General features: G+C 67.6%; 11 protein-coding genes. All 11 read right to left on the reverse strand.

Translation table 11 applies throughout. From position 1 onward, the window contains the following. Positions 1-119 precede the first annotated feature (119 nt). Positions 120-950 carry an SDR family oxidoreductase gene (locus DB354_RS11430; protein WP_107835756.1) on the reverse strand — a complete coding sequence of 277 codons (831 nt, stop codon included), beginning with the start codon at positions 948-950 and terminating at the stop codon, positions 120-122. A 264-nt stretch (positions 951-1214) separates the two neighbouring features. Next, positions 1215-1658, reverse strand: a complete 444-nt coding sequence (locus DB354_RS11435) for a beta-hydroxyacyl-ACP dehydratase (protein WP_107835757.1) — start codon at positions 1656-1658, stop codon at positions 1215-1217. A gap of 47 nt (positions 1659-1705) precedes the next feature. Continuing rightward, positions 1706-3178, reverse strand: a complete 1473-nt coding sequence (locus tag DB354_RS11440; protein ID WP_107835758.1) for an FAD-dependent oxidoreductase — start codon at positions 3176-3178, stop codon at positions 1706-1708. A 150-nt stretch (positions 3179-3328) separates the two neighbouring features. Beyond that, the gene (locus DB354_RS11445) at positions 3329-3673 is read right to left on the reverse strand and encodes an energy transducer TonB (protein ID WP_107835759.1); all 345 of its coding nucleotides are present in this window, start codon (positions 3671-3673) and stop codon (positions 3329-3331) included. Positions 3674-3942: 269 nt separating this feature from the next. After that, a complete protein-coding gene (gene menD / locus DB354_RS11450) occupies positions 3943-5688 on the reverse strand; it encodes a 2-succinyl-5-enolpyruvyl-6-hydroxy-3-cyclohexene-1-carboxylic-acid synthase (RefSeq protein ID WP_107835760.1) in 1746 nt (581 codons plus the stop codon). Between the two features lie 105 nt (positions 5689-5793). Next, a complete protein-coding gene (locus tag DB354_RS11455) occupies positions 5794-6831 on the reverse strand; it encodes a uroporphyrinogen decarboxylase family protein (protein WP_107835761.1) in 1038 nt (345 codons plus the stop codon). 118 nt (positions 6832-6949) lie between these two features. Beyond that, on the reverse strand, positions 6950-7582 hold the full coding sequence (locus tag DB354_RS11460; protein WP_107835762.1) for a corrinoid protein: 633 nt from the start codon (positions 7580-7582) through the stop codon (positions 6950-6952). A 26-nt stretch (positions 7583-7608) separates the two neighbouring features. After that, a complete protein-coding gene (locus DB354_RS11465; protein ID WP_107835763.1) occupies positions 7609-8370 on the reverse strand; it encodes a DUF1638 domain-containing protein in 762 nt (253 codons plus the stop codon). 15 nt (positions 8371-8385) lie between these two features. Continuing rightward, positions 8386-9492 (reverse strand): hypothetical protein, encoded by a 1107-nt coding sequence (locus tag DB354_RS11470; protein WP_146180200.1) that lies wholly within the window; start codon positions 9490-9492, stop codon positions 8386-8388. 26 nt (positions 9493-9518) lie between these two features. Then, positions 9519-11774: a tetratricopeptide repeat protein gene (locus DB354_RS11475; RefSeq protein WP_107835765.1), complete on the reverse strand. Its 2256-nt coding sequence runs from the start codon at positions 11772-11774 to the stop codon at positions 9519-9521. Next, the gene (locus DB354_RS11480) at positions 11771-13042 is read right to left on the reverse strand and encodes a hypothetical protein (RefSeq protein ID WP_146180201.1); all 1272 of its coding nucleotides are present in this window, start codon (positions 13040-13042) and stop codon (positions 11771-11773) included. The genes DB354_RS11475 and DB354_RS11480 overlap by 4 nt, the downstream gene beginning before the upstream one ends. Positions 13043-13045 lie beyond the last annotated feature (3 nt).

A 13045-nucleotide genomic window follows, 5' to 3' on the forward strand; every position in this document is an offset into this window, starting at 1 on the left:
AGAAGGTTCCGGTCAACAGGGCCCCAGTGCCAAGAACGAAGTCAGCGCCCGCCCTGCTCCCCGGCCACACCGGGCGCCGCCGGCCGCCGCACGTTCCGCGCGCCTGACGCCTTTTCGGTTCAATGGCCCGTCGCCTCGGGCGCCGTCGGGCGCATCGCGAGCCGGATGATCTCCTGGTCGAAGTAGTTCGAGCCGAGGCCCGCATCCACCACCAACGTGGCGCCATTGATGCCGCTGCTGCGTTCACTCAGCAGGAAGACCGCGGTGTCCGCGACTTCCTGCGTCTCGAGGTTCTTCTTCCGGAACGTGAGCTTCTCCGCGTACAGGTAGCTCTCGATGTACCCGGGAATCCCTGCCGAGGCGCTGGTCTTGAGCGGTCCCGCGCCGACGACGTTGAAGCGCACCCCCGTCTCGGTACTGCACGATTTTGCCAGGAAGCGCACCGTCGACTCCAGCGCCGCCTTGATCGGCCCCATGTAGCCATAGTTGTCCGGCGTTACCAGCAACGAGGAGATGCCGATGGTCACGACCGACGCCTTCGGCACCAGGTACGGCTTGAAGGCCCGGGCGATCTCCACGAGCGAGAAAGCCGACACCGCCGTGGCCTGCAGGAAATCGGCACGCTTCGTCTCGTGGAACGCCTTGAATCCGTCCGCGTAGTTCGCGAACGCGATCGAGTGCACGATCCCGTGCAACGGTGCCAGACCTTGGGCGGACACCTCCGCCGCCAGTCGCTCGACTGCGCCTTCCTGTTCCACATCACACACCAGCAGCGTGCGTCCCGTCATGAGGGGCTCGAGCGACTTGCGCCGCGCTTCGGAGCGCACGCTGTAGACCACACGCGCCCCCTGCTCTTCCAGCGTCCGGGCGATCGCCCAGGCCACGCTCTTCCGGTTGGCCACGCCGAACACCAGGAACGTCTTGCCGGTGAGTTGGAGAAAGTCAGCCATGCCCTGAACGGTGCCGACGCCAAGCCGCCCCTAGCGAGTCGAAAAACGCCTGAAGTCGGAAGCCAGAGGCCCGAAGCCGGAAGCCCGTCAGATGTCAAAGGTCAGAGGTCGGACGTCAGAAGCCAGAGGTCGGACGTCAGAAGCCAGAGGCCAGAAGACGGAGGTCGGATGGCACCCATACCACGGCCCCCGGCATTCTCCATGCTCCATTCTCCCTTCTGCATTAGCGGTGACGAGCCCGCCGCGGCAACTGCGACTGGGTCGTCACCGCGCTTCCGGCGTCTTCCATGCCACCGAAAACTCCAGCGACATCACGCGCGTGCCGTCCGCCTTCTTCATCGCGCCGGCCATCATCGTGAAGCCGCCCAGCGCGTCCTTCTGCTTCACCTCGATGGTCACGATGTCACCGGGATACACCGGGGTCCGAAAACGCACGTCTCCGATCTTCGCGATCAGCGGCACGCCCTCGCCTGGGGCCGCCCCGGCCGCGCGCGCCTTCAGCGCCATGAAGCAGGCCGCCGCCTGCAGCACCGACTCGCACAGCAGCACCCCCGGCGTGATCGGCGCGCCCGGATAATGCCCGCGATAGAAGTCCTCCTCCGCCCGCCAGGTCCGCCGCGCCACGAGGCCCTCGGCCGTGTGGCTCACAATCTCGTCCACAAACAGGAAGGGCGGCCGGTGCGGGATCAGGTCGGTGACGGTAATCATGGCGCCTACGTACCGGGGCGGCGCCGCCCCAAGCGAGGAGAAAAACTTCAGGCGGGAGCGCCCGCCGTCGCCCCGCCTTCCGCCGCTGCCCGCTTGGCCTCGAACAGCGCCTTGTCGATCTGGTTGGCGACGATCACGCCGTAGTTAATCGTGCCCAGCCAGCCCGACATGATGATTCCAACCGACCCGGCGTGATACAGGCCCGGCAGCTGGTTGGGCAGGTCCATCGACACCTTCAGCCCCTCGAACTTCGTGCCGAACGACGTGCCATTCATGTGCCGCGTGTAGCGCTCGATGGTCCGCGGCGTCGCCGCCTCGGTCCAATCGATTTTCGCCCGCACGCCGGGAATGAACTTCTCCAGCGCCTCAACCGACTCGTCGATCAGCCGCTGCTTCTCCTGCTCGTACTGCGCGTCGGACATCGCCGCCCAGTCGGCATACTGACCGTTCAGTGACACCACCACCGTGTACCGTTCGAGTCCCGGCCGCGTATCGGGGTAATAAACCGAGAAGGTCCGGCTGGTCGTGTGCAGGTCGGTCAGCTCCGCGCTGCGGAAGTGCGGATTCGCCGAGGTGAACACGAGGTCGCCGATGTGCGGGATCGTCTCACCCTTCCGGATGCCGAGGTACACCTGGCACGAACTCGAGTTGACGCGCACCGCGCGCGCCGCCGCCACGTACTCCGGCGCAAAGTTTTCCTCCCCCGCCAGGCGGAAGATCGTGTTCTTCACGTTGGCGTTGGACACCACCGCCTTGGCCCGGATCACCCGGCCGCCCTTCGCGACAATGCCGCACGCGACCTTCCGGCCGTCGCGTTCCTCCACCAGGATCTTCTCGACGAGCACCTTCTTGCGCAGCTCCACGCCGTTGCGCCGGAGCTCCGCCGTCATCTTTTCGATCAGCAGGTCGGAGCCGCCGCGGAACGTGTACACGCCGGCGCCCATGAAATTGGAGAACACGATGCCGTACGTGATCGCCGGGTCGTCGAGGGTCGAGCCGTTGGCGTAGGCGATCGGCTCCATCAGCAGTCGCTTCACGTCGTCCCGCCCGGGGAAGAACCGCTCGAACATCTGGCCGGTCGTCTCCTGGTTGTCGTCGTAGAAATTCATCGCCCGGAGGTGGTCGTAGAAGCGCTCCACCTGCGCGCGCTCGAGCTTGAACTGCTCTACCAGGACCCGCGTGTAGTCCTCCCGCGTGAACGTCGTCCAGACGTCCATCTGCGGGTTCACAAAGCGGATGTGCTTCAGCGGGACGATCGCGTCGGCGATCTCCTTGGTCCAGTACTTGCGGCACGACTTGATCATGCCGCTCGGGAAGCCGTGCAGCGAAATGTCGAAGATGTGGCCACCCTTGCGGGTGAACCACGTGGCCAGCCCGCCAAACTGGTAATGGTGCTCGAGCAGGAGCACGCGATGGCCCGCCTTGCCCAGCACGTTCGCGGTGGTCAAACCGCCCAAACCGCTCCCGATGACGATCACGTCATACTCGTCGGCAACACCTTTGAGCCAGTCGTAAGCCATGCAAAGCCGCAGATGTGAGCGGCTGCCCGGGCGGCGTGCAAGGGGTTTTCCGCCCCGCCCTGCCGGCGTCCACATTGCCGCGGCCGGTAACAAAAAGCCGCCCCAGACTGGCTGGGACGGCTCGGAAAGAGATGCGTTGGGGCGCGACGATCAGCCCTCGTCCGACACGAACTTTATCGGAATCGAGACCTTCTGGGCGATCGGGTTGCCGTCCTGCTTGGCCGGCTTGAATTTCCAGCGCTTCACGGCGTCCAGCGCCGCGCGGTCAAAGCCGGCGTTGCTCGACTTCTCGACCTCGGGCTCGGTGACGTTGCCCTGCTGGTCGATGACGCACTTGATGACGACAACGCCCATGACGCCCTCACGACGCAGGTCGTTGGGATACGTGGGCTGTACCGTGCGAACGGGAACCGGCGGCTCAACCTTCGACTGCGCAAAGGCCGGCGCGGCGAAGACGAACAGAAGAGCGAGGATGCGAGTGCAGAATTTCTTCATGAAGGCGTTAGACGTGGCCTACTTCGGCCGCCCATTCGCGGAATTGAGCGAAATCTACGTACGTCGCCCTAGGGAGTACTCCTCAGAAAAGCGCGTACGTTGCTTACAAATAGCACGTTATGCCATTATGCCTTTCGATAGATTTTTCCCGAGCGCCCTTGCTCGTGCGCAGGGACGACGCGGGAGGCCCGCCGCGCACGGCGGCCGTTCCCCGCGTGTTGTCACGAACCCGGCGACCGCAGCGCGCTCTGAAAGCTCGCGACCTCCGCTCAACCGAGCGTGGCCGCCAGCTCCGCAAAACGACTCTTGCGCCAGGCGGCATCCCGCTTGCGGTCGGTCCGGAGTTCCAGCACGCGCAAGCCTCGCGCAGGTAGCGTCTGAATCAGCGACACAAAGTGATCCCAGTCCCGGACCTCCTCGTGCGGCACGTTGTACACGGCGCACAACCGACCGAGATCCGCCTCCTGCGGCGTGGCGAAGAACGGCTCGAAGGGCGGGTCGAACTGCGCCACGGGCAGATGCTCAAAGATGCCCCCCCCGTTGTTGTTGATGACAACGACGGTCAGCGAGCCGCGGAACTGCGGTCGCAGGAGAAAACCGTTCGTGTCGTGCAGCAGCGCGAGGTCGCCCGTCAGCAGCACCGTCGGCCGTCCGGCGCCTTCCGCCACGCCCAACGCCGTCGAGAGCGTGCCATCGATCCCATTCGCGCCGCGGTTGCACAGCGGCCGCAACTTTCGCCGGGTCGCCAGCCATACGTACTCCACGTCGCGGATCGGCATCGAATTCGAGATGAACACGGGCGTCTCCTCCGGCAGGTGCTGCGCCAGGAGCCACGCCGCCTTTGGCTCGAGCAGCTCGGTGGTCTGCGCCAGCGATTGGTCGAGTTGCCGGCGCACCTGCCCCTCCGCCCAGTGCCACTGCACTTCGTACTCACCCGGCTGCGCATCAGGCCGCGCCGGCAGCGCCGCCGCGAGCGTCGCGGGCGTTGTCGGCAGCAGCCGCGTCCGGCCATGCAACGCATCACGATTGTCCCAGCGCGTGGTCAGGAGCCAGGTCGGCACATCGCGGCTCTGCAGCCAGGTCCGCAGGACCTTGCTGGTCGGCCAGCCGCCGATCGCCAGCACCTGCTCGGGTGCCAACTGCTCCGCCATCGCCGTGCTGCGCAAAATCGTGTCGTACGTCGTGACGATTTCGCCCTCAGCCGTGCTGCGTATCGGCGAGAGCCCGTCCGCCAGCACCGGCCAGCCCAGCCGCCGCGCCAGTTCCATGACGGCGTGCGTAAACGTCTCCGCCTCCCGCGGCTGGTTCGGCCCAACCACGATCATCCCGCGGCCGCCGACCTTGAGCTCCGGCAACTCCGCCTCGGGTTCTACCCGCATGCCGACCGTCACCTGCGCGAAGAAGTCCGGCCAGTTGACCGTGGCTGCGAATGTCGCCGCCCGGCCACCATCCGGCAACGGCGGCAGCGGGTCGCGAAACGGCACATTGAGGTGCACCGGGCCTGCCTGCGGCTGCAGCGTTCGCTCCGCCGCATGCGCCACCGTCTGCCGCAGGTAGCGCAACTGCCCGAGATCCAGTTCTGGCACCGCGAGCTCGTGATAGAACCCCACGTAACCGCCATACAGCTTCTGCTGGTCAATCGTCTGGCCCGACGCGCACGCGCGCATCTCCGGCGGCCGGTCCGCCGTGAACACGATCAGCGGCACCGCACTCTCAAACGCCTCGATCACCGCCGGGAAGTAGTTCGCCGCCGCCGTACCGCTCGTGCACACGAGCACCACCGGCCGCAGGTCGGCTTTCGCCAGTCCAAGCGCAAAGAACGCCGCTGAGCGTTCGTCGAGCACTGGCACTGCCCGCATCGCCGGATGCCGCGCCAGTGCGATCGTCAGCGGCGTCGAACGCGAGCCCGGCGACACCACCGCGCGCCGCACGCCCCTGCGCACCAGCGTTTCCACGAGCACGCTGGCCCAGAGGGCGTTGGTGGAGCGGAAGTCGAGGACGGGTTCTGTGTTCATGTGGCCGGATGCCCCGGCCCACTCGGCCAGGGACGCCCGCAAGCGTCCCGCCGCCGCGCCTCCCGGCAACGCCAAAACGCGCCGGCTTGGCGCCTGCGGCAACGCTCAGGCCTTCGCGCCGACCCGCATGAACGCATCAACCTTGCTCGCAATCTCCTTCTCCGAACCAGGCACGCTCAGCACGTCGCACTCGCTGCCCAGGATGAAGGGGTGCTTCGCCGCCCGCATCTTCGCGAGGAGCTCGAGCGCCAGCCGCTCGACTTCCGCCACGGTGAGCTGGGGCGCGTAGAACTGCTTCGTCGGCAGGTTGCCGTACAGGACCACGTCCTTCGGCAGCCGCGCCGCGTCCTCCCACAGCTGACGCGAACTGCCCAGGCTGATCATCACCGCACCGAGCGTGCCGAACCGCTCGATCATGCCGTCGGTCAACTCGCCGCAGTCGTGGAACACCAGCCCCACTCCCGCCGCGGTCAGCCGCGCCGTCAGCCGCCGCATCGGCTCCATGACGTACCGGTCAAAGGTGGCGTAGTTTTCCGCCAGCTGGTTCGGCGAGAAGTACACTTTGTTCGCCGCCGGCTCGCAGATGATGATCGCCTTCGCCCCGGCCGCGATCTGCGCGTCGAGGTAGGTCGTGATCACCTTCTCCGCCGCGGCCAGCGCGGTCTCGACGAGCGCGACTTCAGGATCCTCCTGCGCGGTGATGCCCGTGCCCGCCAGGAACACCGGCGTGATCGGGTCAGCCAGCAGCTTCGTCATCAGCGAGAACGGCCCGATCGCCATGCCCATCGGCACGAGATCGCTCGTCTGCTTCACGCGTCCGATTGCCGCGCAGCCGGTCTTCATCGCCGCGCTCAGCGGGATCACCGCCGGGATCTCCGGCGCGCCCTGAAAATGAAACGTCGGCACCTCCGCCTCGGGCACCCCGCACGCCTGCAGCAGCGCCGCCTTCTCGATCGTGAGGTCCATCAGCGGCACCGCCAGCGGTGTCCGATAGCGTCGCGCCGTCTCGATCAGCACGTCACCCAAGCGCGCCCCATCGCACAGGATGGCCGCGTGATCCGCGTGTTCGTGCAGCACGAGGTGCGTGCCGATTGGCATCCGCAGTCCGCTGGCGGCGAGTTTCAGAAGGAGTTGGCGATCCATGGCGAAAGAGAACGAGGGTTGAAAGCACGAGGCAGGACAAACAGCACCCTATCGCCGGGGCAGGCCGGACCGGCCTGCATCCACGGCGACAGGAGAAGTCAGGAGAAACCCAACGCGATCAGGCGGCGACCACGCGCAGCGCGACGTCCACCGCGGAGGCGGCGTCGGCGGCATAGCCGTCGGCCTTGATCTCGTCGGCGTACTGCTGCGTCACGGGCGCACCGCCGATCACCACCTTGACGCGCGGGCAATCCGGCGCGTGCAGCGCGGCCACTGTCTGGGCCATCGCGGGCATCGTGGTGGTGAGGAGGGCCGACACGCCGACGACGTGCGGCGAGTGTTCGCGCACGGCGGCGACAAACTTCGCCGGGGGCACGTTAGTGCCAAGGTCGACAACCTTGAAGCCCGCGCCCTTCCACATGATCGCCACGAGATTCTTGCCGATGTCGTGCAGGTCACCCATGACCGTGCCGATCACGGCCGTGTACTTTGGGGTGACGCCGGCCGCGGCCAGGCGCGGCTCGAGGATCAGCATCGATTCCTTCATCGCGCGCGCCGCGATCAGCATCTCGGGCACGAACACCTCACCGCGCTTGAACCGCTCGCCGATGGTCGCCATCGCCGGCACGAGCACGTTGTCGACGAGCTGGGCTGGGCCCGTGCCTTCGTCGAGCGCCTTTTGGGTGAACGCCTTCGCGTCCTTGCTTTTGCCGCCGATGACGGCCTGTCCGAGTTGTTCCAGTGTTGTCATGATAGAAGCTGATGGGGGTTTGCCGGTCATGGCATGGCCGGCGGAGTTACGGGCACGGCGCGGAGGATGCCGGCATCCACCGCGTGTTCAATCCTCTGTCCTGGGTTCACAATGAGAAAACGGGCATCGTCGCAGGTCCCCTGGAGGAGCGCTCGCAGGAGCCCCGGATCCCCGGGATGCGAATCGAATCGCCAACCGAGCGAGTGCGCACACTGCCGGGCGTACTCTCGTTGCTGCTCGTCTCCCGGCAGCCCCATGTCGGTGTACCCGGCGTTTGAATGCTGGGCGAAGGCCTCCCGGTCCATCTCCAGCAGGGCCTCGATTTGGTCGGGTTCGAATCGCTCGGCGTAATCCTTGCGCAGTTGCGCCTCGCGATCCGGCCCCGGCACCCGGCGCTCGCGGTTCCAGCCTGGGGAGTACCAGTAGGTCCCGGGGTCCTGCTCCATGATCCGCGCGTACCGCTCCTTGCTGCCGAGAAAGAGCGTCAGGCAGTCGTGCGCCCGGGGCACGACCAGGGTGCAGCGCCGCGGCGTGAGCCCGACCAGCGCCAGCCCGCAAAGACCATAGGCCAACGCCACCACTTCCACCCGTGGGTCGGACTCCGCCCGCTCGATCGCCGCCGCGAGATTCTCCCGCAGTCGTGTCGGCGTGTCGTGCAACCCCACCTCAAACCACTCCTCCCGCACAAAATGCCCCGGATCCGGCACCAGCGCGCGGATCTCCGCCTCCAGCACTCGGCAGGCGATCAGCGCGGTCGGGCGCGCAGGGGGCTCGACAAGAGGGGTCATGCAGAAGGGAAGCGTTTAGTAATAGGCCGACACGCGGTCGAGCAGGCGCTCCGCATCAGTTTCTCCCGTAAAGGTGGTCATTAGATACACACCTTTCGTCCCGATCGCGTCGAGCAGCGGAATCACGTCGTCATGCTCCACGCCGACAACCTGCACGCACTTCCCCGCCCGCAGGATCCGGCGGTACAGGTCGTACCAGCGGGGGTGCCCGCCGCGCTCGATCCCCGCCTGGGGGGTCCACTCGATCGCATCCAGCGCCTCGATCTCCAGCAGCGCATCGAGGTGCACCATGGCCTGGGTGCCGTCGAGGTGGTACAGCGAGTGGTCGAGCCACTCGCACTGGGCGCTCAACGCCGGCTGGACAAACCGCCGGTACATGTCGGGCGAGAACGCCGCCGAGGCGTCGCACTGCACCTTGGCCGTCTTGCCGGGGCCCCAGAGATAGAACGCGCCGAACGCCGAGCTGCCATCCTCCAGCCGGATGATGTCATAGATCCGCTGGTACGTTTCGAACCAGAGCGTGTTGATCTCCCAGATCTTCCGCTCCACCCACTCCGGGCGGTCCATCATGTCGTAAAGCAGGGTCTGGCCGCCGCGCAGCGAGGCGAGGACATCCATGTTCTCGATCAGGTCCGGGCAGCCCACCATGTACTTCCCGCGCGCCGCCGCTGCGCACGCGCGCATGATCGCCGCCGTCGTCTGCCACCAGGGGTGCTGCTCGTCGAATCGCAGCGGCGGCAGCGCCTCCGGCTCCGCCACGTCCTCGAACACGGGGTGAAACCACACTGTCTCCTCGGCAAACTCGGGCCGCGAGCCGACCATCAGCGCCAGCGACCCGGGCCCCAGGTCCGTCGTGGCCATCGGCAGCACCTCGGCCGGAAACACCGAGCGCGCCAGTCGGTGGTGGTTCTGCGCCGCCCGAAACGCCGGGTCGCAATAGCGCGCGTCGATGGAGGCTGGCACCACCGGGGGCGTCACTTGTTCGTGGCGGCACGTCGTGGTTTCCGGCGCACCCCACATGCCGACGATCAGTCCCTTGCGGTCCCACCAATCGAGAAACCGCTGCCGGGTGTCCGGCCAGTTAGCCTTCCAGGTCAGGTTTGTGTGCATCCGAGTATCCATCGTTGAAGCGGGAAATTCCGGGCGGCTCAGCGTGCGCCGTCCGCGGCATCGATCCGAGCCAGCATTTCCTGGGCGGGGGCAAAGTGCCCGTCGAGCGCCAGCGCGCGCAAGAACTGCAGGCGGGCCTCGGCCACGCGCCCAAGCCGCAGCAGCGTGTTGCCGTAATTGTAGTGCGCGGCAACATACGCGGGCCGCAACCGCAGCGCCGTCTCGTACTGAGGCACCGCGTCGGCCAGCCGGCCGAGTTCCGCCAGCACGATGCCGTAGTTCAGCCGCGCCTCGGGCGCTTCGGGCCGGAGCCGCACCGCCGCCTCCAGCTCCGGTTGCGCCAGCGTGAGTTCCCCGGCGCGCGCCAACGCGATGCCGTAGTTGAGCCGCGCCTCGCCGTCCTCGGGGTCCAATCGCACGCTCTCGGCGTACGCCGCACGCGCGGCTCCGTGATCACCGGCCGCGTCGTATGCCACGCCCAGATTGAAATGCGCCAGCGCCAGCTTCGGGTCCCTTTTTAACGCCCGGCGCAGGAGGTCGATTGCCTCGTTGGTCCGATCGAGCCGCAGCAGCGCCATGCCGGCATGCACGCCGGCGAGGGTGTATTCCGGCTGCTCCGCGAGCGCGCGCCGGAAATGCTCGAGGGCCTCCGCCGGCCGGCCGTCATCCAGCAGCAACTGCCCGAGGTTGTCGTGCGCCTCCACGTAGTTCGGCCACTCCGCGATCGCGCGCCCCAGCGCTGCCATCGCCTCGGCATGCCGGCCCAGCTCGTTCAGCGCCACCGCATGCTTGAGATGCGCCGTCGCCAGCCGGGGTTTGAGCCGCGCCGCTTCCGCAAATGCCGGCGCCGCCTCCGCCGGCCGTTTCAGCGCCATCAGCGTGAGTCCGAGGTTGAAGTGGCATTCCGGGTTCGTCGCATCCATCCGCAACGCCTCCCGCAGCCGCGTCTCGGCCCGCGCGAATTGCCCATCCGAGTAGAGCGCACTCCCCAGGTTCGCGACGGCGCGGGCGTTCCCCGGGCGCTTCGCCACCGTGTCCTCCCAGAGTCCCACGTTGGTCTGGTACACCGCGTTTCGCGTGTAGGTCGCCAACCCCAGCGCCATCGCCAGCGCGCCGGCGATCCACGGCGCCACGCGCGCCGGCAGCCAGGCCACCAACGCCACCATGAGTCCCGCGCCGGCCGCCAGCGGCAGGTACATCCGGTGCTCCACGACCATCTGGATCGTGCCGGGCAGGACGCTCGAGGGCGCCAGCGCCACGAAGAACCAGGCGCCCAGGAAGCCGAGCCATGGACGCCGCACGAGGGCATAACCCGTCGCCACCAGCGCCAGGAGCAGCGCCAGCGCGTGCGGTACCACCGCTCCGGCGCTGACCCAGAACTTGCCGTAGTCGAAAACCTGCGGATGCGGCCACACCACCAGGCGCACATACCGCACCAACGCCACCAGCTGCGTCAGTCCGTACCGCCACCATGCGTGCGGGTCAGCCAGATTGAAGGTGCCGCCGCGGCTGCCTGAGCGCAGCACGAGCGCGAGCAGCAGCAGCCACGTCGCCGCCAGCGCCAGGTGTGCCCCCTTGCGCTGGGTCCATGCACCGCGCAGCGAGCCGGCGAGAAAGGTCCGATCGTACAGGAACGCCAGCACCGGGATGATCACGGCGACTTCCTTTGTCGCCATGCCCGCCAGGGCCGCCACCACCGAGAGTCCCAGCCAGCCGCGGTGCGTCCGGGGCGTCTCCGCTGCCCGCACAAAGGCATAGAGGCACAGGAGCACCCACAGGCCGCTCAGCGACTCCGCGCGCTGCACCACATACGTCACGGATTCGGTCTGCAGCGGGTGCAGCGTCCAGAACACCGTGCCCACGAGCGCGAGCACTGGGGCCCGTTCGCCCCAGCGTTTCCGCAGGGTCGGGGTCAGGAGCGTCCGGCGGATCAGCCCGAACAGCGCCAGCCCCGCCAGCGCGTGGATCAGGAGGTTCGTGATGTGAAACCCGCGGATATCCAGGCCGCTGATCGCGTAGTTCACCGCAAAGGAGAGATTCAGCAGCGGCCGGCCTTCCACCGTCAGACCGTATCCTGAAGGCGGAGACAATGGGACTGACAGCGGCCAGAGCTGCCGGATCGTCGGGTTATCCATCAGCGACGCCCCGTCATCGAACTGCATCGGCGAGCGCAGCGTGTTCGCGTACGCGAGAAGGGTCGCGGCGATCAGAAGCGGCGCCAGGAGCAGGGGCCAGAGCGCGCGATCACTCATGCGAGTCGCCTCGCCCGCGTTGCCCATGGGCGCACCGTTCATGTGCCCGCCCCCTTCCCCGCTCCCACCGCGGCCGGGAGGTCCAGCCGGGCCCGCAGGTAGGCGCCCATCGGTTCCAGCACCGCGGCCGCCAGCGGCACCTTGTGGCCGCGCGGCTCCGTCTCCTCGACGAAGGTCGCCCCGCTGCCGAGCGCGGCCAGGCGGCTCCGCAGCACGTCCATCTGGTGCAGCGCGTCAGCCGACTCCGTATGATTGATCGAGAGAAACAGCGGCACCGTCGGATGTTCGAGGTAATCGAGCGCGCCGTGGCGCCGCCATACAGCGAGGTGCGTCTCGCGTTCGCCCCAGGTCCGCGCATACCGCGGCAGCATGTGGTCGTCCGCGAGCAGATCGAGATAGGTGAACCGTCCCGACAGGATCACCGCGCCCTGCACCGCGCTGCTGACGTCGGGATGGGCGGGCGCGGCGTCGAATTCCGTCATGCCTTCGGTCGTCACCAACAGCAGCGCCATCCCGCTGCCGCGCGAGAACCCTACGGGCACGATCCGGCCGTTGCCGCCGAGGCCCGCCACTTCGGCGCGCAGAGTGCGCACCGCCGCCTTGATCCGCACGGCGCACGCCGGCATCGGATCAAGCCCCTGGTATGGAGCCGGCACGGGATGATCGGCCATCGCGACGATAAAGCCCTCGGTCGCGGCCGCATCGAGCAGCGTATCGCTGCACGCGGTCAGCGAGCCGTTGCCCATGCGCGCGACATTGTCGCAGGAGAACTCCAGCACCGCGCCGACCGGCCGCCGCGGTTTCGAGGGATACGCGATGTCCATGGCGAGGAGGCGTTCGCCGTCGCGGGCAAACACCACGTCGCGCCGCAGCCGATACCCCGCAGGCAGGAGGTGCACATGGCGCTGATCCACGCGGTGTCCGGACAACAACTTGCCCTGCAGGACCGCCTTGCGCAGCGCGTACAGTTCACGGTTCAACGCCGGCCAGCGTGCGTCGGGCGCGCCGGCGTAATCGAGCGCCACGACCAGGTAGCCCGCAGTCTGCAGTTCGCGGAGGATGGGTGCATCGGGCTCCGTGCCCACTCGCGGCGCCGCCAATCCCTGCAGGTAGATCACCAGTGGCCAGCCCGCGGCCGGTGCCGCACCTTGCGTCGGCAGGACGGTCAGCGACATGTCGCGGCCGGTCACCGTGCTCGGCCAAGTGGCAGCGGGCAGTGATCCCGTCAGGCCCAGGCCGACCGCCAGCAGCACGGCCAGCCGCAGGGCCGCCTGTGGACACAACCGCAATCCTTGCCCAGGTCGCCGCATGGC

The sequence above is a fragment of the Opitutus sp. ER46 genome, assembly GCF_003054705.1.
In the GTDB taxonomy this organism is placed as follows: Bacteria; Verrucomicrobiota; Verrucomicrobiia; order Opitutales; family Opitutaceae; genus ER46.

Bases quoted from the DNA above. Each gene is read 5' to 3' on its own strand.
- DB354_RS11430 (WP_107835756.1), bottom strand. From the start codon at position 950: ATGGCTGACTTTCTCCAACTCACCGGCAAGACGTTCCTGGTGTTCGGC.
- DB354_RS11435 (WP_107835757.1), bottom strand. From the start codon at position 1,658: ATGATTACCGTCACCGACCTGATCCCGCACCGGCCGCCCTTCCTGTTT.
- DB354_RS11440 (WP_107835758.1), bottom strand. From the start codon at position 3,178: ATGGCTTACGACTGGCTCAAAGGTGTTGCCGACGAGTATGACGTGATC.
- DB354_RS11445 (WP_107835759.1), bottom strand. From the start codon at position 3,673: ATGAAGAAATTCTGCACTCGCATCCTCGCTCTTCTGTTCGTCTTCGCC.
- menD (WP_107835760.1), bottom strand. From the start codon at position 5,688: ATGAACACAGAACCCGTCCTCGACTTCCGCTCCACCAACGCCCTCTGG.
- DB354_RS11455 (WP_107835761.1), bottom strand. From the start codon at position 6,831: ATGGATCGCCAACTCCTTCTGAAACTCGCCGCCAGCGGACTGCGGATG.
- DB354_RS11460 (WP_107835762.1), bottom strand. From the start codon at position 7,582: ATGACAACACTGGAACAACTCGGACAGGCCGTCATCGGCGGCAAAAGC.
- DB354_RS11465 (WP_107835763.1), bottom strand. From the start codon at position 8,370: ATGACCCCTCTTGTCGAGCCCCCTGCGCGCCCGACCGCGCTGATCGCC.
- DB354_RS11470 (WP_146180200.1), bottom strand. From the start codon at position 9,492: ATGGATACTCGGATGCACACAAACCTGACCTGGAAGGCTAACTGGCCG.
- DB354_RS11475 (WP_107835765.1), bottom strand. From the start codon at position 11,774: ATGAACGGTGCGCCCATGGGCAACGCGGGCGAGGCGACTCGCATGAGT.
- DB354_RS11480 (WP_146180201.1), bottom strand. From the start codon at position 13,042: ATGCGGCGACCTGGGCAAGGATTGCGGTTGTGTCCACAGGCGGCCCTG.